Below are 20,614 nucleotides of genomic sequence, written 5' to 3' on the forward strand. Positions count from 1 at the left end.
GGAATGCCAAATCATTTCCATGTGTGGACGTTTTGCATTAACAGCGGCGATGAAGGACGTGGCGGATAGGCTCGGCATCGAGAGCCTTGAAGAGTTTGCCGCGCGCTATAATATTGCTCCGACCCAGCCGATCATGGTGGTGGTCGAAGGAGAGAAAGGGCCGCGCGGCTCCAACCGGCCAAGCCGGCAGGCTGTGCTGGTGCGCTGGGGCCTATGGCCTTCCTGGGTCAAGGACCCCGCCAATTTCACCCTGCTGATCAATGCCCGTTCCGAGACGGCGATCGAGAAAGCCTCCTTCAAGGCGGCGATGCGACATCGGCGCGTGCTGATCCCGGCCTCCGGTTTCTACGAATGGCATCGGCCGCCCAAGGAAAGCGGCGAGAGACCGCAGGCCTATTGGGTGCGGCCGAAGCGGGGCGGCATCGTCGCCTTTGCCGGGTTGATGGAAACCTGGTCGTCGGCCGACGGTTCGGAGGTCGACACCGGCGCAATCCTGACGGCCGCGGCCAATCCGTCCTTTGCCCCAATTCATGACCGCATGCCGATCGTGATCGCGCCCGAGGACTTTGAACGCTGGCTCGACTGCAAAACGCAGGAGCCGCGTGACGTGATCGACCTGATGCGCACGCCCGAGGAAGACACGTTCGAGGCGATACCCGTCTCGAATCTCGTCAACAAGGTCGCCAATGTCGGCCCGGAAATCCAGGCGCGCGTCGATATCGTCCGGCAGGCGAAACTGCCGCCGAAGAAAACCCCGCCACCGGACAGTGGCCAGATGAGCCTGTTCTGAGCGCTTCTCGACCTACAGGTTGCCGGCGACATGAAGGGATCGATAAGCCTGCCGGTCAAGCCGCGTCGCGATAGGCCCGTGCACCCGTGGCTGCCGTTTCCAATTCGAACTGCGTCACCAGTTCGCGCAGCCGCTCCGCCTCGCTTGCGAGCGTGACACTGGCGGCGGTGGTTTCCTCCACCATCGCCGCGTTCTGCTGTGTCACCTGGTCGAGCTGGTGCATGGCAGAGTTGACCTCCGAAAGATTGGTCGTCTGCTCGCGCGCCGAGGCGGCCAGCGCTTCCATGAACCTGTTGATGTCGACGATGTAGCGGCCGATGTCGTTGAGCGCAGCGCCAGTCTGGTTAACCAGTTCGACACCGCTGGTGACCTTGGCGGACGAGCGGCCGATCAGCTCTTTGATCTCCTTGGCGGCCTGCGCCGAGCGCTGCGCCAGTTCGCGCACTTCCTGGGCGACGACGGCAAAGCCCTTGCCGGCTTCGCCGGCGCGGGCAGCCTCGACGCCAGCATTGAGCGCCAGCAGGTTGGTCTGGAAGGCGATCTGGTCGATGACGCTGATGATATTGTTGATCTGCTTGGAGGATTCCTCGATCTGCCCCATGGCGTCGACCGTTTGCGCCACCACCTTGCCGGAGGTCACGGCACTGCGGTTGGCGCTGTCGGCGACGCCGCGGGCCTCTTCGGCGATCTTCGAGGATTCGACGACTTTGGCGGTCACGGCGCTCAATGCCGCAGCAGTCTCTTCGAGCGTTGCTGCCTGGCGTTCGGTGCGGCCGGAAAGCTCGTTGGAGCCGTGGCTGATCTCGCGGGTGCCGGAGCTGATGATCGACACGCTTTCCGAGACGGAGAGCAGGGTATCGGCAAGCTGTTCCACCGAGGCGTTGAAATCATGCCTCAGCGGTTCGAATTCCGGCGCGAACTGGTCCGTCAGGTTGAAGGCCAGATCGCCACCCGCAAGCCGCTTCAGCCCTGCGGCAAGCCCCGACGTTGCGATCGTCAGCCGCTGGGCAGCACTTCTCTCCGCCTGTTCCTGATCCGCCAGCCGATTGGCCTCCGCCTGGCTCCGGTTCCCCTCGGCCTCGGCTTCCAACTTGGCCCGGGCGATGGCATTCTGCCTGAAGACCTCGACCGAGCCGGCCATCAGGCCGATCTCGTCGCTGCGGCCGGCATAGGGGATCGACTTGTCCGTCTCGCCCGCGGCAAGCGTCTGCATGGACTGCGTGATGCGCTGGATCGGGCGGGAGACATGCCGGGCGATGGCGATGAGGATGCCGAGGCCGACGACGGCGGCAATCACCGCCAGCGCCAGTTCCGTCTCGATCTTCGAGGCGAGCGCGCTGCCGGCGGTCGCCACGCTCTCCGTCGCGACCTTGTCGACGATCTCGTTGACATCGTGGATATCGGCCAGAATCGCCTGCTGAGACCGGGCAAGTTTTTCAGTCGTCGGGACCTCGGTGGACTGCTCAAGGCCGAGGCTGACCTTCACGTCCTTTTCCCAGGCATCATGCGCTTGTCGCAGCGATTGCACGCTCTTCGTCAAGGAATCGGCGAGATCGACATGACTGAGCTTGTCGAGCGATTGCATCAGCGCGTCGTTGCTCTTGTCGAACGCGGCTTTCACCTCGGTGGCGGAGACGAAGTTCGTCATCGAAAGCACGCGATCGACGACCCCGGTCGCATCCTTGAACTGCCGCTCGATATGCGCCGACAGCATTTTGGCGCCAACGGCTTGCTGAACGACCGTTTCCACCCGGTCCTGGCCGACGATCGCTTGATAGCCGACGAGCAATGCGCTGCCGAAGCCGACGACGACGGTGGCGACCATGGGCACGAGAATTTGCATGCGTATGGAGAGTTTCATCTCGCGCTCCTCAGTTCGGCAGCGTCGGCAGGGGAATGTCCTGCTTCTCGGCGGTCAGGGACCCCAGGAAGGCGATCAGGTCCTTCCGTTCGTCCTCGCTCAGGAAAAACGGCGTCATCGCCGGATCGAGCGACGGACGGGCAACGCCGCCGCTCTCGTAATGGTCGATCACCTCGCCCATGCTCTTCAGGCTGCCGTCATGCATATAGGGGCCGCGATAAAGCGTGTTGCGCAAGCCCGGCGTCTTGAAGGCATATTTGTTGGCAGGACTGCTCGCATCGATCTTGTAGCGTCCGATGTCATCGCCGGGCAGGCCGATATCGTGGAACTTGTTGTCGGAAAAATTCCAGCCCGTATGGCAGGAGGAACAGCCCGCCTTGCCGGTAAACAGTTCGAAACCATGCTTGGCGCTGTCGGAGACGGCAGATTGATCGCCGTCCACCCAGCGGTCGAAGGGCGACCAGTTGGAGACCACCGTCCGCTCATAGGTGGCGATCGCAGTCAGCAATGTGTCCTTGGTGATGCCCTTGTCAGGGAAAACCTCGTCGAACCATTTCTTGTAGTCCGGGATTTTCCGCAACTCGACAACGGCATCGTCGACATTGCCGTTCATTTCTTTTGCCGCACCGATTGGCCCTGCCGCCTGCGCCTCCAGGCTCGGTGCGCGGCCATCCCAGAAGAAGGGATTGACCCAGGCGACATTGAGAACGGTCGGCGCCTGGCGCGCCAGCGCCACATTGGCCGCGCCGATCGGTGTTGTCACCGGCGTCTCGAAGCCAAAGGACGGATTATGACAGGTTGCGCAGGTCATGTTCTTGTTGCCGGACAGCCGCGGATCGAAAAACAGCATCTTGCCGAGCGTCGCCAACTGCGGCGAATAGGTCGTCACACCCTGGAAAGGGATGGTCAGCGGGCGTTTATAGGCGGAAAGATCGGCAGCGGCGCTGGGCTGGGCAGCCAACAGCGCGCAGACGGAAGCTGAAATCAGGAAACGCGTCATTCTGGCAAGTCCGAGCTGGTTTTAGGTTGGTGTGGGAAATCTAGGCTGCTGCACTCATAGTTAAAATTAACATGATTGCGTTAACTGCATGTAAACGGTGAATTTATTGAGCCGAAAATATTGGAGCACATACCAAAAGTAGTAAGCATATCAGTGTTAAAGCCAAGATTTAGCCAGGCAAGACCGGAGAAAGATGCGAATTTTTGTGTGTTGTTTGATAGTATATTTTTGTATATCCTATATGTGTTCGCGAGGACGCGAGGTTGCACGCAATATTAGGCGGGTAGAATCTGATATTCCTATATTACTAACTTAGTAGATCGAGAGGTTAGACCCAAGGCACGGCTCCAGCTACAGAGATTCGAACCGCGTGGACGTCTGCGCAAAGCGAGCCCCTGGGAAGAGCGGACGCGGTCGAGCGTTGAAACGCTGGAAATCGAATGTTGGATTGGATCCATGAAACACGCCGACCCCAACGCACTCGTCATCACCCTTCCCGCCGACCAGATGGAGCCGCAGAGGTGTGCGAGCAGATTGTTCTGGTCGTTGACGGCCCAATCACCAGTGAATCCGAACCCCTCCTCAGCCATAGCGTCGCTTTGAACCCGGCAATCGTTCGCGGCGCAGTGCTGAAGGATTGGAAGCCGCCGATCAGGATGTCATTGCCGCCCTTGCCATCCAGCTTGTCATTGCCGGGAGCGTTCGCACCGCCATCGTGGTCGCCGGCATATTGGCTCGCCCCTTCATACCCGCGGCCGGAATGGGTCTGCCATGCCGGCCGCTATTCAAGAATCAATGCCACCTCACAGGAAATCGGCACTATCGAAATCGGCCCTGTGGATGCCCTGAAGCACCATTTCAGTGCCATCGCCAGAAATCACCAGATCCCCACCGACTTGATGCGTGTGATGCTGGAGCAGATCCTTGACGCTGGTGATGTCCGTGCCCGCCACAAACAGGAGCTTGTCGTGGCCATCCTCAAAGTCGGTGATGACCTCCCGGTCGCTATGCGGCTTGAAATAGAAGAAGTCGTCGTCGGCGCCGCCGGTCAGCCGATCGTTACCGTGGCCGCCCCAAAGGACATCCTGCCCGGCCATGCCGGACAGAACATTGTCGCCTGCATTGCCCTCAAGATAGTTGTGCAGGCCGTTGCCGGTGGCATGCAGGTTCTTGGATCCGAGAAGGAAAACGTTTTCGATTTCCTGGCCACCATAGAGTCCCGACGACAGCGAGACGGAGATGGTCGACTTGATGCTGTCACTGCCGCCGCCGCCGACATCTTCGATGATCCTGGTCTTGCTGTCGATGATGAATGTATCGCTGCCGGCCTCGYCGTGAATCGCATGGTCGATCTTGCCACCGCGATTATCAAACACGTCATTGCCGTCGCCCAGCGCAATCTTGCCCTTCATCGTGCCCCGGTTGATCACGGTTTCATCGCCGTCGGTGCTATGCAAAGCCCAGGTGGTCGCGTCGATGATGCCCTTGTTGACGATATGGGCCGTCTCGCCGGCGAGGCTGGAAATATCCATGGTCGCCCCCGAATGGACCAGGTCGCTGCCCTTATCCAGAACGATGCTGAGCTTGTCGGCGTCAATTGCAGTGATCTGCGTCTGGATTGCTCCATGATTGATAAGATATTCGTTGTCGCCGTACATTTCGAGTTTCGTGCCACTGATGCCACCGAAATTGACGATTCTGCTGCCGTCTCCCGTGATAGCAGCGGCGGTGGCCTGGCCGTGGATCGTACCGCGATTGACCAGATTGAAGCTCTCGCCATAGCCGTCAACGCCATAGTAGCCATCGACGCCACCAGATTTCCCGATTGTCACCGATGTGTTGGTGCCTTCGGAGAAGATACCAGCGTATCCGAGCTCGCTGGCGGTGATGTGGCCGTTCACGGCGATGATGTTGTCGTGCCAGACTTGGTTCTCGTCGATGCCGCGGGTCTGGCTTTCGAGCGTGGAGCCTGATTTCAGGATCCACTTTTCGTCGGAATTGTTGATGTCGAACTCGGTCGTCTGTGTGGGTATTTCTTTGATGATCATTGGACTTCTCCTTGTTGGTGGAGAGGTTTTCTGCCCCGTCTGTTTCGGGATGATTTCACAAGCTGACCAAGTTGTTTCAATTGTTTCAGCACAAAACGGCGCTGGAGATGCGCCACAGACGCTAACGATGTAGTGTATTGTCCATTGTCGCCTGTAGCAGATGGCGCACGATTGCAGTAATCTATGGGCTCGACTATTCCGATCCAATTGGAACAGCCGTCATCGATTCCACCAGCCATTATGCGATTTTGAATAAGAACGATACTATTCTGCTGGATGACGTTGCACAGAAAAGTATTGAAGCTGACGATTTTCACTTTTAGCTGAACCCATCATTTCATGCCACGGTGAGCAGCGTTTGGGGCACGTTGCAAACGTTATGAAATCGACGGAAGGTCTATGACGAAAGCATAAGGGATCAGCGGGGGAAATTGTCATGATCGGGACGCTTATCGTCCGTGCCCACCTGGCCGTTGTCGCCGGCGACACGGTGCTTGGCGTCCAAATCTTGGTCCGAACGCCAGAATTCTAGTGGAACGCAGGTATGTGATCATCTACGAACCTTCCGAATACGGCCTCTCCGTCGCTGCCGTCGCCCATCAAAGGAGAAGGCCGGAAGATTGGTTGAAACACGAGAATAGCTAGCCTTCATGCCCATCCTCCATGCCGCACTCTCCGGCTTCCTGCTCGGAGCCTCCCTCATTATCGCCATCGGCGCCCAGAACGCCTTCATCCTCCGGCAGGGGCTGCTGCGGCAGCACATGTTCATCCTCTGCCTGATCTGCGCGCTGGCAGATGCGGTGCTGATCGCGCTCGGTGTCGGCGGGCTCGGCACGCTGGTGGCGCAGGCGCCGGTGCTGATCAAGGCGGTGACGATTTTCGGTGCTTTGTTCCTGGCGGCCTATTCGGTGATTGCCTTCCGGCGGGCGCTGCATACTGAAGTGATGAAGGCAGCCGAGGGCGATGCGGCGAACCTTGGCGCGGCGGTGGCGGCGTGCCTGGCCTTCACCTTTCTCAACCCGCATGTCTATCTGGATACAGTGGTGCTGCTGGGCAGCCTGTCGGCGCAATTTTCGGGCTATGCGCGACTTGGATACGGCATTGGTGCGGCGCTCGCATCCTTCATCTGGTTCTTCGGGCTGGGCTATGGCGCCCGGCTGCTGCAACCAATCTTCGCCAGACCCGCCGCTTGGCGGGTACTCGATGTCATTATCGGCATCGTGATGGCGACCCTCGCCATAAGCCTCGTTTTCAGTCTCTTCCGTTAAGCCTCAGGCTGCGGCCTTGTCGGACTTCTTCTCCGGTTGCTTGTCGCCTTTCTTCTCCTCGGCGCGCGGACGCATCAGCATCGCGGCGGCAAGCAGATGGCGGGGACCGACCGGGCCGTAGTTGCTCAGAAGTTCGTTAAGAGATTGTTTACTATTTTCAGTCTTTTGCATGATAAGCCTCATGTGTTTTCTGATGTTTGCTGATCCTTCTATGCCCTGTCGATTTGGACAAAAGCATGGCGGTTGAGCGAACAGAAATGGACATAGCGCATCATAGCGGCCTTACTATGGTAAGCTGTTACTAAAGTAACACATTTTGCCTTTCTCCCCCGCCAACAACGCCCTTGACCGAAGTCGTTGAACGCGCGATAAGGACGCCATGAAAACGCGCCTCTGCATTTGCCGGATTATTATTCGCTAGCCTGAACGCTGGCCCGGCCGTTTTCGTCTCCTGACACCCCAAGAGCTCAAAACGCCCCGGCCAGCCGGCTATGGTGCATATGCTCGAACGGGAGACAGGAATGGCCGAGCAGCCGACATTGAAGCTCTACAACACGCTGACGCGGGAAAAGGCGCCCTTCCAGCCGATCGATCCGGCCAATGTGCGCATGTATGTCTGCGGCCCGACGGTCTATGATTTCGCCCATATCGGCAATGCCCGCCCGGCCATCGTCTTCGACGTGCTCTTCCGGCTGCTCCGGCATGTCTATGGCGAGAGCAACGTCAAATATGTGCGCAACATCACCGACGTCGATGACAAGATCAATGCCCGGGCGCTACGCGACTTTCCCGGCATGGACCTCAATGCCGCGATCCGCCAGGTGACGGAAAAGACCAAGAACCAGTACGAGAAGGATGTGACGGCGCTGGGCTGCCTGCAGCCAACCCGGGAACCACGCGCCACCGAGCACATCGCCGGCATGGTGAAAATCATTCAGCAGCTTCTCGACCGCGGCCATGCCTATATCGCCACCGGCGCCGAGGGCAGGGAGGTGCTGTTTTCGACCGGCTCCATGCCGGAATATGGCCAGCTGTCGAAGCGCAAGCTCGAGGACCAGCAGGCCGGCGCCCGCGTCGCCGTCGAGGCACACAAGAAGAACCCGGCCGATTTCGTCCTCTGGAAGGAATCCGCCGCCGATCAGCCCGGCTGGAACGGTGAGTTTGCGGCTGCCGGCGAAAAGGCGACGATTTTCGGCCGCCCCGGCTGGCATATCGAATGCTCGGCCATGTCGGAAGCCTTCCTGGGCGAGGTTTTCGACATTCATGGTGGCGGCCTCGATCTGATCTTCCCGCATCATGAAAACGAGATCGCCCAGTCGCGCTGCGCCCATGGCACGGCGGTCATGGCCAATGTCTGGATGCACAATGGCTTTGTGCAGGTGGAAGGCCGCAAGATGTCGAAGTCGGAAGGCAATTTCGTCACGATCCACGAATTGCTGGAGATGGAGAAGTTCGGCGATCGGAAATGGCCGGGCGAGGTGCTCAGGCTGGCCATGCTGATGACGCACTATCGCGAGCCGATCGATTTCAGCGTCAAGCGGCTGGAGGAGGCCGAACGCCTCCTGGCCAAATGGCCTGTCGATGGCGATGCGAGCGCTGCGCCGCATGAAAGCGTCCTGGCCGCCCTTGCCGACGACTTGAACACGGTTGCTGCCGTTCAAGCCTTGCATGCACTCACGGACGCTCCGGAATTTGCCGCGAGCGCGGCACTGCTGGGCATTGCGCTGAAAAAGCCGGAGATTTCAACGGCCTTGGCGGAGAGCGTTGAATCGATCATTCAACTCCGTCTGGAGATGTTGAAGGCCAAGAACTTCGCTGAAGCCGACAAGATCCGCAACGACCTTCTCGCCAAGGGCATCCAGCTCAAGGACGGCAAGGATGCGGCGACCGGCGAACGTGTGACGACCTGGGAGGTGAAGCGGTGAGCGATCAACCAATGTCCGGCGGCTGCCAATGCGGCGCGGTCCGTTTCCGCGCCGGCAAGCTCGGCCGTCCTTCGATCTGTCATTGCCGCATGTGCCAGAAGGCGTTTGGCAGCTTCTTCGGCCCGCTGGTGACGGCCGACCACGCGCATCTCGAGTGGACACGCGGCGCGCCGACCCTGTTTCGCTCTTCCGCAAAAGTCCGGCGCGGCTTCTGCAACAAATGCGGCACGCCGCTGACCTATCATCTGAAGGAAGGCATCGAGATCGCCATCGGCGCCTTCGACCATCCTGAATTGCTGGAGCCGCAGATTCAGGTCAATCACAAGAAGCGGCTTCCCTGGATCGACCATCTGTTCCAGCAGCCAGTTCTCGACAATCCCGAGGTCGAGGCCATGCATGCCGCGATCGAAAGTTGGCAGCATCCCGATCACGATACGGACCACTGGCCCGAGGAGGACAAATGACGGACGAGGATTATAGCGGTGGCTGCCAGTGCGGCGCAGTGCGTTTCAATGTCGGTGGCAAGCTCGGCGAGGCGTCGATCTGCCATTGTCGTATGTGCCAGAAGGCGTTCGGCAATTATTATGCGCCTCTGGTCGGCACCGGCAGAGCAGTACTGACCTGGACCCGCGGAAAGCCAAAATATTTCCAATCCTCGAACCATGTGAAGCGCGGTTTCTGTGAGAACTGCGGCACGCCGCTTTGCTTCGAAGCGCCCGACGGCGTTGGCCTGGCGATCGGCGCCTTCGACGAGCCGGGCCGGGTAAAGCCCGTCGTGCAATTCGGCGTCGAAGCCAAGATTGGCTATGTCGACCATCTGCATGAATTGCCCGAGGAGGAGACGCAAGCCGATCTCGCCAACGCGCCCTATCTCGCCGACATCGTCAACTATCAGCACCCCGATCGCGACACGACTGATTGGAGAGCACGCACAGCCGACAATGTCGATCATTGGCGGCCGCGCGAGGAGGGCGTATGACCGGCACGTTCAGCGGCGGATGCCAATGCGGAGCGGTGCGCTATCGGGCGATGGCGCGGCCGGCAAGCCCGCATCTGTGCTTCTGCCGCATGTGCCAGAAGGCCGTAGGCAATTATTTTGCCGCACTTGGCGGCGTTTCCAATGAAGATCTGGTGCTGACGCGCGGCGAACCATCCTGGTTCAATTCGTCCGATCTCGTCCGCCGTGGCTTCTGCAGCCAGTGTGGCACGCCGCTCTTCTATCAGGAGGTGGGCGGCAGCCATATCGCCTTGCTGCTCGGCACGCTTGATCATCCCACTGCCGTGCCGCCGGAATGGCAATCCGACATCTATGCCAAGCCGTGCTGGTTTGCCGGCCTCGATAGGCTCCCCGAAAGCGCCGGCGATGAGACGCCAGCGGATGAGACGGAGCGTTACGCGGCCATAGCCAACACCAATCGCCAGCATCCCGACCATGACACCGAGACATGGCCGCAAAGGAACAGCCGATGACATTGCGCACGCTCTATCCCGAGATCGAGGCCTATGAGACCGGCTATCTCGATGCTGGCGACGGCCACCGGGTTTACTACGAGCGCTCTGGCACCAGGGGCGCCAAGCCGGCCGTGTTCCTGCATGGCGGACCTGGCGGCGGCATTTCCGCCCATCACCGCCGGCTGTTCGACCCAAGACTTTACGACGTGATGCTGTTCGACCAGCGCGGCTGCGGCAGGTCCACCCCGCATGCCTCGATCGACAACAACACGACCTGGCATCTGGTGGCCGACATCGAGCGGCTGCGCCAAAAAACCGGCGTCGACAAGTGGCTGGTCTTCGGCGGCTCCTGGGGCTCGACTTTGGCGCTCGCCTATGCGGAAAAATATCCGGAACGGGTGACCGAGCTTGTCGTCCGCGGCATTTATATGTGCACGCGACCCGAGCTCGAATGGTTCTACCAATTCGGCGTCTCGGAAATGTTTCCCGACAAGTGGGAGCGTTTCGTTGCGCCGATCCCGGAAGACGAACGCCACGATATGATGGCCGCTTACAATCGCCTGCTGATGGGCAGTGACCGCACCAAGCAGATCGAAGCGGCCAAGGCCTGGAGCATTTTCGAGGGCGAGGTGATTACCTTGCTGCCGGAGCCGTCGACGGCCGATACCTTCCTGGATGCGGACTATGCCCTGGCTTTCGCCCGTTTGGAGAACCATTATTTCGTCAATGCCTGCTGGCTGGAAGAAGGGCAATTGCTGCGCGATGCGCATCGGCTCGCCGACATTCCCGGCACGATCATCCACGGCCGCTACGACATGCCGTGCCCGGCAAAATACGCCTGGGCGCTGCACAAGGCCTGGCCGCAAGCCGATTTTCACCTGATCGAGGGGGCGGGACACGCCTATTCCGAGCCCGGCATTCTCGACCAGTTGATCCGGGCGACCGACAAATATGCCGGAAAACAGGGCTGATCTCTTTCGGTGCATGATGGGAGCGATGACATGATAGACCATACCGGATTGAGTGTTTCGAATTTCAACACCGCCAAGGCATTCTATGACGCAGCGCTGGCACCGCTCGGCGCTTCGATGCTGATGAAGGCGCCGATGGAATATACCAATGGCGTGCATGTCGCCGGCTATGGCCGCGAGCGTCCGACCTTCTGGCTGCATGAAGGCGAAAAGCAGGTGCCGTCGGTGCATATGGCTTTCTCCGCCAATTCGCGCGCGGAAGTGGACGCCTTCTATATGGCGGCGATGGCGGCCGGCGGCATCGACAACGGCGGCCCCGGCCTGCGCCCGCACTACCATGCGAATTATTATGGCGCCTTCGTGCGCGATCCCGATGGCAACAATATCGAAGCCGTCTGCCATCGGCCGGAGTAACGGGTTTTCCGGATTCTGACGGTCCGGACGTTTATTGATCTCAGGAATAGCGACATGTCCAAGGAACGCATCTATCTCTTCGACACCACTTTGCGGGACGGCCAGCAGACGCCGGGCATCGATTTCTCGGTCGAGGACAAGATCGCCATTGCGACCATGCTCGACAATTTCGGCCTCGATTATGTCGAGGGCGGCTATCCCGGCGCCAATCCGACCGACACGAAATTCTTCGAGAAGAAGCGCACGACGGGCGCCTCCTTCGTCGCCTTCGGCATGACCAAGCGCGCCGGCATCTCGGTCTCCAACGATCCGGGCATGGCAGTGCTGCTGCAGGCCAAATCGGATGCCATCTGTTTCGTTGCCAAGAGTTGGGACTATCACGTCAAGGTGGCACTCGGCTGTACGAACGAAGAAAACCTGGAATCGATCGAGCAGTCGGTGAAGGCTGCGGTCGCCGCCGGCAAGGAAGCGATGATCGATTGCGAGCATTTCTTCGACGGCTACAAGGCCAATCGCGACTATGCGTTGGCCTGTGCAAAGACCGCTTTCGGCGCTGGCGCACGCTGGGTGGTGCTCTGCGACACCAATGGCGGCACGCAGCCGCAGGAAATCCGCGATATCGTTGCCGATGTCATCGCGTCGGGCGTGCCCGGCGACCATCTCGGCATCCACCCGCACAACGACACCGGCCAGGCCGTCGCCAATGCGCTCGCCGCCGTCGAAGCCGGCGTGCGGCAGGTGCAGGGCACGCTTAACGGCATCGGCGAACGTTGCGGCAACACCAATCTGGTGACCTTGATCCCGACTTTGGTGCTCAAACCTGTCTACAACGAACGCTTTGAGACCGGCATCGATGCGGAAAAGCTGCAGGGGCTGACCGGCCTCAGCCACGCCTTCGACGAAATGCTGAACCGCTCGCCGGATCATCAGTCGCCCTATGTCGGCGCCTCGGCTTTTGCCACCAAGGCCGGCATCCATGCTTCGGCTTTGCTCAAAGACCCACGCACCTATGAGCATGTGCCGCCCGAAACGGTCGGTAACCTGCGCAAGGTCATGGTCTCCGACCAGGGCGGAAAGTCCAATTTCATTAATGCGCTCAAGCGTCGCGGCATCATTGTCGGCAAGGATGATCCGCGCCTCGACCAGCTGATCGGTGTGGTCAAGGAACGCGAAGCCTCCGGCTATGCCTATGAGGGAGCCGACGCGAGCTTCGAAATGCTCGCCCGCCGCATCCTCGGCTCGGTGCCGGATTTCTTCAAGGTCGAGGGTTTCCGGGTCATGGTCGAGCGCCGCTTCGACGCCAACGGAAATTTGAAGACCGTGTCGGAAGCGGTGGTGAAAATCACTGTCGACGGCGAGAGCCGCATGTCGGTGGCCGAAAGCATTCACGGCCCCGTCAACGCACTCGACCTCGCGCTGCGCAAGGATCTCGGCAAGTTCCAGGACGAGATCGCCGATCTCGTGCTCGCCGACTTCAAGGTCCGTATCCTCAACGGCGGCACGGAAGCCATTACCCGCGTGCTGATCGAATCCACCGACGCGACCGATGCCCGCTGGTGGACTGTGGGTGTTTCCGACAACGTCATCGACGCCTCCTTCCAGGCGCTGATGGACTCGATCATCTACAAGCTGATGAAGAATCGCGACCAGGCCGGCCAGATCGCGGCGGAATAGGGAGCAATTCGATATCGGCGTAGCGTTCGCGAAGGGTGGATAACAAACGCCCCTGGTTGTCTTCGTTAGCCGTCACTTTCGAAGAATTGATCCGATCATCAACCGAATGAATTGGTGCTTGCCGTTGTCGTCTCCTAAATCCGGCTGAAAGAGGACAAGCGATGGCAAGCACGGATTCGACTTCAGCGGCCGCAGGCGAGGACACGCTGCCGGGCTTCCTTTATGCGCTGACGGCCTATCTCCTCTGGGGCGTGCTGCCAATCTATATCAAGGCGGTCGAGGCCATCCCGCCACTCGAAGTGGTCGCGCATCGCGTCCTCTGGTCGCTGCCGATCGCCGGTGCCATACTCGCTTTCCGCGGCCGTATCGGCGATGTCGGAGCCCTGCTGCGACAGCCGCGGATGATCGGCATGGCAATGATCCCGGCGGCTTTCGTCAGCGTCAACTGGCTGACCTATGTCTATGCTATCGGTTCGGGCCATACACTTGAGGCGGCGCTGGGTTATTACATCAATCCGCTGGTCTCGATCATTATTGCCGCAGTCTTGCTGGGCGAGAGGCTGTCCGGCCTGAAGCTCGTCGCAGTGGGCCTTGCGGCGATCGCCGTTGCCATCCTGGCTTATGACGCCGGCGGCCTTCCATGGATATCACTGGTATTGGCGCTGACCTGGGGCTTCTATGCCTTCTTCAAGCGGCGCCTGCCGCTTGGCCCCAATCAGGGCTTCTTCCTCGAAGTTCTGCTGCTCGTCGGACCTGCCTTAGCCTACATCACCTATCTTGAAGCGATCGGAAGCGGTCACTTCCTCAGCGGCGGCAGTTCTCGCCACACCGCGCTCCTGATGCTGGCCGGCGTGATCACCGCGGTGCCGCTGATGATCTACGCCAATGGCGCCAAACTCCTGAAACTCTCGACCATCGCGATCATGCAATATATCGCGCCGACGATCGTCTTCCTGATGGCCATCTTCCTGTTCCACGAGCCGTTCGACACCGGCAAGCTGATCGCCTTCGTCTTTATCTGGGCGGCGCTGATCGTCTACACCTATTCGATGTTCAGGGCACGCCAGCGCAGCTAGCGCCGCTTACATCCGCCCCAAAACGTCGGACCTGCCGACCTCGGAGCCGCCGGCGGCAAGGATCGCCGGCACGATGTCATCAACATTGTCGATGATCATCGGCTTGACGAGGTGAGCGGTGTGGATGAAACCTTCGCTGGCCATATGGTCCACGAGCTGCAGCATCGGCTCCCAGAACTTGTTGATATTGGCGAAAACCATCGGCTTGCGATGGCGGCCAAGCTGGCCCCAGGTCATGATCTCGACGATTTCCTCGAGCGTGCCGATGCCGCCCGGCAGCGTGACGAAGGCATCCGCCTCCTCGAACATGCGATGCTTGCGCTGATGCATGTTCTCGGTCACGACGACCTCGGTGAGCGCGCCCAGCGAATGCTTCGATGCTTCCTTGTCCATCAGGAATTCGGGGATGATGCCGAGCACCTGGCCGCCATTCGACATGACACCCGAGGCTACCGCGCCCATGATGCCGCGGGTGCCGCCGCCATAGACGAGACGAAGACCATGTTCGGCAATCGACCTGCCGAGCGCGCGGCCTGCCTCGATATAGAGTGGATTGCGGCCGGGCTGTGAGCCACAATAGACGCAGACGGATCGAATCGGCACATTTTTCGCGTTCATATCGCCGAAATGACTATGAGCGGCCGGTGCAGTCAAGAAAAATGACGGAAAACCTGCTATACTCCGTGCGTAAGACCCGGAAATGCTTGAGAATAGAATATGAAAACGCTAGCAGTTTCATCAGGAAGATGGCGGAATTTGGCCGCCCGGAGATAGAGATGAAGAGAAACGGCGCCGTCTGGGTCGCTCTGGTTGTCGTGGCAGTCGCCGCCGCGGTGATGTATTTCGTGGTGCTGCCGCAATCCGGTGGCAAGAAGGCTATCGATCAACTCGCCAAGCAGGCCGGCGAGACGATGGATAAGGCTTCGGACACGGTGCAGAAGACCATCGACCAGGTTGCCGGACAAGCACAGCAAACGACGGAAAAGGCCAAGACCGAGGTCGCGCAGAAGGCGGACGACGCGAAGACCGTGCTGTTGCAGAAGATGGCGCGCGTCAAGACCGACGGCGAAACGGCTGCCGCCGAATTCGAGGCTCTGTTTGCTGACGGCAAACGGCCGACTGCCGAACAGCTTGCCGCCGCGCGCGCCAAACTTGCCGCGGCGCTGAAGAATGCCAGCGAAATGACGGCGGCCAACGGCATGGATGCCCAGACGGCAGCCATTGTGGCCAATGTCTCCAACGGCGCGAAGACCGCGCTCGACACGCTGGATGCAATGCCTACCGACCCCGACAGTGCCAGCAAAGGCTTCGTCTATATGAAGACGGCGATGATGGCGGCGTTGGAAGGCAAGCCTGCGCCAGCCCGCGATGCCGCGACATCAGACGTCGCCAAGGCTGACAACAACGCCAAGCCTGCCGATCAGGCAAAGGCTGATCAAATGCAGCAGACGGCGGACACGTCGCTGCCCACCTTCGACGTGCTGCGTGTCGAGAAGGACGGCTCGACGCTCATTGCCGGCAAGGCTAAACCAAATTCGAAGGTCGACGTCCTGGACGGCAACACGGTCATCGCGTCCACCGATGCGGGAAATACGGGTGATTTCGTCGCCGTGCTCGACAATCCGCTCAAGGCGGGTGATCACCAATTGGTGATCCGGCTCACCGGCAAGGATGGCAAGCAGGTCGCCTCCGCAGAAGTCGCCACTGTTTCCATTCCGGCCGACAAGTCGGGCCAACTTCTCGCCATGGTGACCAAGCCGGGTGAGCCGTCGCGCATCATGGAAATGCCTGATGCCAAGCCGGCAGCCAAGCAGGAGACCGTTGTCGCGCAGAACACGGAAAACAAACCCGCTGCAGAGACGAAGACAACTGACCAGTCTGCGAAGACGACAACTGGCGCCGAGAGCAAGACCGAACAGGCGTCGACGGTGAAGCCGGTGGACACAGCAAAGGCGGAGACTGCAAAATCAGCCGACGCGACCAAGTCTGCCGAAAACGCCAAGGCCCAGGAGACCGCGAAGCCCGTCGAAACGGCAAAGGCGGAAGAGGCAAAGCCGGCTGACAAGGCGAAGTCCACCGAAACTGCCAAGGCGGAGACACAAACCAAACCAACTGATACGGCATCTGCCGCAGACACGGCCAAGCCGGCTGACTCCGCCGAGACAAAAGACGCCTCCAAGGCGCCGGAAGCTGCGGTGAACCAAACCGAGACTGCGGATCTGAATACGGACAAGACCAAGCCGGCAACCAACGATGTGAAGGTCGTTTCCACCGAAGCATCCACATCGGCAAAGACGATGCATGCGCCGGAAGTGTTGGTGAACGCCGTGGAAATCGAAGGCGACAAGATCTTCGTCGCGGGTTCGGCACGTCCGAAATCGGTCGTGCGGGTCTATGCCGACGACAAGCTGGTGGCGGAAGTCGCAACCGACGCCAATGGCCGTTTCGTCGCCGACAATCGCCTGCCGCTTTCGGTTGGCGCCCATACGATCCGTGCTGATGTGCTGAGCAAGGACGGCAAACGCGTCGAATTCCGCGCTTCGGTGCCGTTCTTCCGCCCCGAAGGCGAGCAACTGGCCGCCGTCAACGGCGACACTGCGCCGGCCGAGGCCAAGATGCAGCCGCTCGCCGACGGCGAATATGACAAGGCGCGCGAAGAGGCCGGCAAGGCAATCGCGCTGCTCAAGGGGCTCTATGTCTCCGGCCGTACGCCGACGCTTGATGAACTGGCTGCGGCGCGCTCGGCGACCGAGATCGCGCTGAAGACGTTGTCGCAGATCAAGATCGGCGCCGACGAAGATCCGATGGCCAAGGAAATGGCCGACAAGACGGCCGGCAAGGCTGCCCAGGCGCTGGCGCTGCTGAAATCGCTGCCGCAGGATCCCAATGCCGTGAAAACGGCTCTCAATTCGATTGACGCGGCTGTGACCTCGGCAGTGGCGCCGGTGATGGAAGTTGCCGCATCCAAGAAGACTGTCGCGGCAAAGGAGAACTCCGACCGGGCGACCGCGCCGTCCAAGACTGTAGCGGACGAACAGGCCGAAGCTGCCAAGCCGAGCGAGAGCATGGAAGCGGTAGACAAGGCTACGCCCGAGGCGAAGGCGGTCGACAAGCAAAGCGCTTCGACCGAAACCAAGCCCGCCAATCAGCAACCGGCGAAGCAGAGCGCCGAAGTCGCCGCGGTCGACCAGAACCAGCCCAAGGTCATCGAACAGGCGCCTCTCAAGCCAAGCGCTTCGGCGTCGGTTATCATCCGCCGCGGCGACACGCTCTGGCAGATTTCGCGGCGTGCCTATGGCCTCGGCGTGCGCTATACGACGATCTATCTCGCCAACCAGGATCAGATCGCCAACCCTGACCGGATCATGCCCGGCCAGATTTTCGGCGTTCCGGAAAAATATCTGCCGAATTCCGAGGAACTGCATCGCGAGCGCATGGAGCAGCGGAAACGCTGAACAACGTCTGGCGAGACGCTGCTGTCCAGAAATCTGGATGGCGACTTCCAAATTCCCGCGCCGGGCGGTTGTCAAATACCGCACATGATCCTATTTGACCTGCAGGCGCGGCGTCCCGCAAGGGGCGCCGCTGTCTGTCATCGTAATCGATCATGGTGTGGGCATGGCGGGCAACGACAAGAAGGTCTCCGGCGATTCCGGCAAGACGCTTCAGACCATCGTCAATCTGTGGCCTTATATGTGGCCCTCGGGACGGCCGGACCTGAAGGCCCGCGTCGTCTGGGCAACCGTCATTCTCCTGGTGTCCAAGGCCGTCCTGCTGCTCGTCCCGTATTTCTTCAAATGGTCAACCAATGCACTGAATGGCAAATTCACCGGCCTTGGCTGGATGCCGACCTTCATGCTTGGCGCCATCATGCTGGTGATCGCCTATAACGTTGCGCGCCTGGTGCAATGGGGCCTCAACCAGTTGCGTGACGCGATGTTCGCCAGCGTTGGCCAACATGCCGTGCGTCAGCTCGCTTACAAGACGTTCGTCCATCTGCACCAGCTGTCATTGCGTTTCCATCTCGAACGCCGCACCGGCGGGCTCTCGCGCATTATCGAGCGCGGCACCAAGGGCATCGAGACGATTGTCCGCTTCACCATCCTCAATACCGTGCCGACGATCATTGAATTCATCCTGACGGCGGTGATCTTCTGGTGGGGCTACGGCTTCTCCTATCTGTTCGTCACGGCACTGACGGTGTGGATCTATATCTGGTTCACCATTCGCGCCAGCGACTGGCGGATCAACATCCGCAAGGAAATGAACGACAGCGACACCGACGCCAATACCAAGGCGATCGACTCGCTGCTCAATTTCGAAACTGTGAAATATTTCGGCAACGAGGAGATGGAAGCCAAGCGCTTCGACGTCTCGATGGCGCGCTACGAAAAGACGGCGACGCAGGTCTGGACCTCGCTCGGCTGGCTGAATTTTGGCCAGGGCGTGATCTTCGGCATTGGAACCATGGCGATGATGGTCATGTCGGCGCTGGCCGTGCAGCGTGGCGAACAGACGATCGGCGACTTCGTCTTCATCAATGTCATGCTGATGCAGCTTTCCGTGCCACTCAATTTCATCGGCTTCGTCTATCGTGAAATCCGTCAGGGCTTGACCGACATCGAGCAGATGTTCGATCTCCTCGGTGTCGGCCCCGAAATCGTCGATGCGCCGGACGCCAGGCAGTTGGAGATCGAATCTGGTGCGATCTCCTTCAAGAATGTGCACTTCGCCTATGATTCGAACCGGCCGATCCTGAAGGGTATCTCGTTCGACGTTCCTGCCGGCAACACCGTGGCTGTCGTCGGCCCTTCCGGTGCCGGCAAGTCGACCATTTCCAGGTTGCTCTACCGCTTCTACGACGTCCAGCAAGGCTCGATCACGATCGACGGCCAGGACGTGCGCGGCCTGACGCAAAAAAGCCTGCGCGCGGCCATCGGCATGGTGCCGCAGGACACGGTGCTATTCAACGACACCATTGCCTATAACATCCGCTATGGCCGTCCCTCGGCGACGCAGGAGGAAATCGAGCGCGCCGCCGACATCGCCCAGGTCGGCACCTTCATCAAGGCGCTGCCGGAAGGCTATAGGTCCATGGTCGGCGAGCGCGGTCTGAAACTCTCGGGCGGCGAAAAGCAGCGCGTAGCGATCGCCCGCACTGTTCTCAAATCGCCACCGATCCTCATTCTCGACGAGGCGACCTCGGCGCTCGACACGCGCACTGAACAAGAAATCCAGACGGCATTGGATGAAGTGTCCAGGAATCGCACGACGCTGGTGATCGCTCACCGCCTTTCCACAGTGGTCAAGGCCGACGAGATCATCGTGCTCAAGGACGGCGGCATCGCCGAACGCGGCAAGCATTCTGAACTCCTGGCTCATGGCGGTCTCTACGCTTCGATGTGGAACCGCCAGCTTGAAGCCACCGAAGCCGAGGAGCACCTGAAGAAGGTGCGCGAGGAAGATGACCTCGGCGTGGTCGAGCGGCGCGTACCAGCGGCGGAGTGATAGCAGCGCGTGGTGTCGCAAAACCTGGAATCTGATCACGAAGACCCGGCAGAGGCTGGGCCTACGGCGCGGATGCTCAAATGGGCTCGCAACTCGGCAGCCTACCGGCTTTCGAAAGCGATGATGAGCGAAAAGCAGCTTCGCGATGCGATTCGCCGCAAGGCGGCACAGAAGTTCGAGGACATTACTGCATCGCAGGTCGCCGCGCTCGTCGAGGCGGCCGTTCGCTTTGGTTATGAGCTGCAGGCGCTCGACGACAAAACATTTGCCGAGGTCAGCACGCGTTCGGGGTCGCGCGGCGGCAAGTCGCGCCGAGCGATCGCGCAGAAATTATCGGTCAAGGGCATAAGCTCAGATATCGCACGTCAGGCTGTGGCGAATGCCGACGATCTCTATTCAGCCGCCATCTATGCACGCAAGCGCGGACTAGGCCCGTTCCGACCGCAGGACGCGGATAATGATCGCTTCGTCAAGGAGATGGCCTCCCTCGCTCGCACGGGGTTCAGCTACGACACCGGCCGTCGAGTCCTGTCGATGACCCGGGAGCAGGCCGAGGATCTGATCCTCGGCGGTCCTGCCGCGACCGACGATCGGGATGATTGAATGTCCTGCAGCACAATTGTCAGT

At 60.1% G+C, this 20,614-nt stretch carries 18 protein-coding genes and 1 pseudogene; 13 read left to right on the forward strand and 6 right to left on the reverse strand.

Annotated features, from left to right (window positions below; all coding sequences use genetic code 11):
- Positions 1–19 precede the first annotated feature (19 nt).
- Complete coding sequence (locus AC1DYF_RS09260) at positions 20–790, forward strand: SOS response-associated peptidase (RefSeq protein WP_477876572.1); 771 nt, start codon at positions 20–22, stop codon at positions 788–790.
- A gap of 55 nt (positions 791–845) precedes the next feature.
- Here the strand turns inward: AC1DYF_RS09260 and AC1DYF_RS09265 are convergent, their stop codons facing one another.
- The 4 genes and pseudogenes from AC1DYF_RS09265 to AC1DYF_RS09280 form a co-directional block, all read right to left on the reverse strand.
- Positions 846–2,651 carry a methyl-accepting chemotaxis protein gene (locus AC1DYF_RS09265; RefSeq protein ID WP_477876423.1) on the reverse strand — a complete coding sequence of 602 codons (1,806 nt, stop codon included), beginning with the start codon at positions 2,649–2,651 and terminating at the stop codon, positions 846–848.
- Between the two features lie 10 nt (positions 2,652–2,661).
- The gene (locus AC1DYF_RS09270) at positions 2,662–3,651 is read right to left on the reverse strand and encodes a cytochrome-c peroxidase (RefSeq protein WP_477876424.1); all 990 of its coding nucleotides are present in this window, start codon (positions 3,649–3,651) and stop codon (positions 2,662–2,664) included.
- A 512-nt stretch (positions 3,652–4,163) separates the two neighbouring features.
- Positions 4,164–4,303: pseudogene (locus AC1DYF_RS09275) on the reverse strand (IS6 family transposase); the annotation flags it as partial.
- Between the two features lie 151 nt (positions 4,304–4,454).
- A complete protein-coding gene (locus AC1DYF_RS09280) occupies positions 4,455–5,699 on the reverse strand; it encodes a calcium-binding protein (RefSeq protein WP_477876425.1) in 1,245 nt (414 codons plus the stop codon).
- A 656-nt stretch (positions 5,700–6,355) separates the two neighbouring features.
- On the opposite strand from AC1DYF_RS09280, the gene AC1DYF_RS09285 reads away from it, so the two are divergent.
- A complete protein-coding gene (locus AC1DYF_RS09285; protein WP_477876573.1) occupies positions 6,356–6,967 on the forward strand; it encodes a LysE/ArgO family amino acid transporter in 612 nt (203 codons plus the stop codon).
- 3 nt (positions 6,968–6,970) lie between these two features.
- On the opposite strand, the gene AC1DYF_RS09290 is transcribed toward AC1DYF_RS09285, so the two are convergent.
- Positions 6,971–7,138 carry a hypothetical protein gene (locus AC1DYF_RS09290; RefSeq protein WP_477876426.1) on the reverse strand — a complete coding sequence of 56 codons (168 nt, stop codon included), beginning with the start codon at positions 7,136–7,138 and terminating at the stop codon, positions 6,971–6,973.
- A gap of 350 nt (positions 7,139–7,488) precedes the next feature.
- Here AC1DYF_RS09290 and cysS point away from each other — a divergent pair, with 350 nt between their 5' ends.
- From cysS to rarD, 8 genes are all read left to right on the forward strand, one after another.
- Entirely contained in the window at positions 7,489–8,892 is a 1,404-nt protein-coding gene (gene cysS, locus AC1DYF_RS09295) for a cysteine--tRNA ligase (protein ID WP_477876427.1), read from the forward strand.
- The gene (locus AC1DYF_RS09300; RefSeq protein ID WP_477876428.1) at positions 8,889–9,356 is read left to right on the forward strand and encodes a GFA family protein; all 468 of its coding nucleotides are present in this window, start codon (positions 8,889–8,891) and stop codon (positions 9,354–9,356) included. Before cysS ends, AC1DYF_RS09300 begins: the two co-directional genes overlap by 4 nt.
- Positions 9,353–9,871: a GFA family protein gene (locus AC1DYF_RS09305; RefSeq protein WP_477876429.1), complete on the forward strand. Its 519-nt coding sequence runs from the start codon at positions 9,353–9,355 to the stop codon at positions 9,869–9,871. Before AC1DYF_RS09300 ends, AC1DYF_RS09305 begins: the two co-directional genes overlap by 4 nt.
- The gene (locus tag AC1DYF_RS09310) at positions 9,868–10,362 is read left to right on the forward strand and encodes a GFA family protein (RefSeq protein ID WP_477876430.1); all 495 of its coding nucleotides are present in this window, start codon (positions 9,868–9,870) and stop codon (positions 10,360–10,362) included. Before AC1DYF_RS09305 ends, AC1DYF_RS09310 begins: the two co-directional genes overlap by 4 nt.
- Positions 10,359–11,315 (forward strand): prolyl aminopeptidase, encoded by a 957-nt coding sequence (pip, locus tag AC1DYF_RS09315; RefSeq protein WP_477876431.1) that lies wholly within the window; start codon positions 10,359–10,361, stop codon positions 11,313–11,315. Before AC1DYF_RS09310 ends, pip begins: the two co-directional genes overlap by 4 nt.
- Before the next feature lie 30 nt (positions 11,316–11,345).
- On the forward strand, positions 11,346–11,729 hold the full coding sequence (locus tag AC1DYF_RS09320; RefSeq protein ID WP_477876432.1) for a VOC family protein: 384 nt from the start codon (positions 11,346–11,348) through the stop codon (positions 11,727–11,729).
- A 54-nt stretch (positions 11,730–11,783) separates the two neighbouring features.
- Positions 11,784–13,403 carry a citramalate synthase gene (cimA, locus tag AC1DYF_RS09325; protein ID WP_477876433.1) on the forward strand — a complete coding sequence of 540 codons (1,620 nt, stop codon included), beginning with the start codon at positions 11,784–11,786 and terminating at the stop codon, positions 13,401–13,403.
- A gap of 161 nt (positions 13,404–13,564) precedes the next feature.
- Positions 13,565–14,479 carry an EamA family transporter RarD gene (gene rarD / locus AC1DYF_RS09330; protein WP_477876434.1) on the forward strand — a complete coding sequence of 305 codons (915 nt, stop codon included), beginning with the start codon at positions 13,565–13,567 and terminating at the stop codon, positions 14,477–14,479.
- Positions 14,480–14,485: 6 nt separating this feature from the next.
- Here the strand turns inward: rarD and AC1DYF_RS09335 are convergent, their stop codons facing one another.
- A complete protein-coding gene (locus AC1DYF_RS09335) occupies positions 14,486–15,097 on the reverse strand; it encodes an LOG family protein (RefSeq protein ID WP_477876435.1) in 612 nt (203 codons plus the stop codon).
- Positions 15,098–15,255: 158 nt separating this feature from the next.
- Between AC1DYF_RS09335 and AC1DYF_RS09340 the strand changes: the two genes are divergently transcribed.
- From AC1DYF_RS09340 to AC1DYF_RS09350, 3 genes are all read left to right on the forward strand, one after another.
- A complete protein-coding gene (locus tag AC1DYF_RS09340) occupies positions 15,256–17,934 on the forward strand; it encodes a LysM peptidoglycan-binding domain-containing protein (protein WP_477876436.1) in 2,679 nt (892 codons plus the stop codon).
- A 163-nt stretch (positions 17,935–18,097) separates the two neighbouring features.
- Complete coding sequence (locus tag AC1DYF_RS09345) at positions 18,098–19,987, forward strand: ABCB family ABC transporter ATP-binding protein/permease (protein ID WP_477876437.1); 1,890 nt, start codon at positions 18,098–18,100, stop codon at positions 19,985–19,987.
- 72 nt (positions 19,988–20,059) lie between these two features.
- Complete coding sequence (locus AC1DYF_RS09350; RefSeq protein ID WP_477876574.1) at positions 20,060–20,590, forward strand: regulatory protein RecX; 531 nt, start codon at positions 20,060–20,062, stop codon at positions 20,588–20,590.
- Positions 20,591–20,614: the final 24 nt, after the last annotated feature.

The organism is Rhizobium sp. P2_G9, from assembly GCF_056403475.1.

What these genes read in the sequence shown, in the direction of transcription:
- AC1DYF_RS09260 (WP_477876572.1), top strand. Translation starts at nt 20, where the DNA reads ATGTGTGGACGTTTTGCATTAACAGCGGCGATGAAGGACGTGGCGGAT.
- AC1DYF_RS09265 (WP_477876423.1), bottom strand. Translation starts at nt 2,651, where the DNA reads ATGAAACTCTCCATACGCATGCAAATTCTCGTGCCCATGGTCGCCACC.
- AC1DYF_RS09270 (WP_477876424.1), bottom strand. Translation starts at nt 3,651, where the DNA reads ATGACGCGTTTCCTGATTTCAGCTTCCGTCTGCGCGCTGTTGGCTGCC.
- AC1DYF_RS09290 (WP_477876426.1), bottom strand. Translation starts at nt 7,138, where the DNA reads ATGCAAAAGACTGAAAATAGTAAACAATCTCTTAACGAACTTCTGAGC.
- cysS (WP_477876427.1), top strand. Translation starts at nt 7,489, where the DNA reads ATGGCCGAGCAGCCGACATTGAAGCTCTACAACACGCTGACGCGGGAA.
- AC1DYF_RS09305 (WP_477876429.1), top strand. Translation starts at nt 9,353, where the DNA reads ATGACGGACGAGGATTATAGCGGTGGCTGCCAGTGCGGCGCAGTGCGT.
- AC1DYF_RS09310 (WP_477876430.1), top strand. Translation starts at nt 9,868, where the DNA reads ATGACCGGCACGTTCAGCGGCGGATGCCAATGCGGAGCGGTGCGCTAT.
- pip (WP_477876431.1), top strand. Translation starts at nt 10,359, where the DNA reads ATGACATTGCGCACGCTCTATCCCGAGATCGAGGCCTATGAGACCGGC.
- AC1DYF_RS09320 (WP_477876432.1), top strand. Translation starts at nt 11,346, where the DNA reads ATGATAGACCATACCGGATTGAGTGTTTCGAATTTCAACACCGCCAAG.
- cimA (WP_477876433.1), top strand. Translation starts at nt 11,784, where the DNA reads ATGTCCAAGGAACGCATCTATCTCTTCGACACCACTTTGCGGGACGGC.
- rarD (WP_477876434.1), top strand. Translation starts at nt 13,565, where the DNA reads ATGGCAAGCACGGATTCGACTTCAGCGGCCGCAGGCGAGGACACGCTG.
- AC1DYF_RS09335 (WP_477876435.1), bottom strand. Translation starts at nt 15,097, where the DNA reads ATGAACGCGAAAAATGTGCCGATTCGATCCGTCTGCGTCTATTGTGGC.
- AC1DYF_RS09340 (WP_477876436.1), top strand. Translation starts at nt 15,256, where the DNA reads ATGAAGAGAAACGGCGCCGTCTGGGTCGCTCTGGTTGTCGTGGCAGTC.
- AC1DYF_RS09345 (WP_477876437.1), top strand. Translation starts at nt 18,098, where the DNA reads ATGGCGGGCAACGACAAGAAGGTCTCCGGCGATTCCGGCAAGACGCTT.
- AC1DYF_RS09350 (WP_477876574.1), top strand. Translation starts at nt 20,060, where the DNA reads ATGCTCAAATGGGCTCGCAACTCGGCAGCCTACCGGCTTTCGAAAGCG.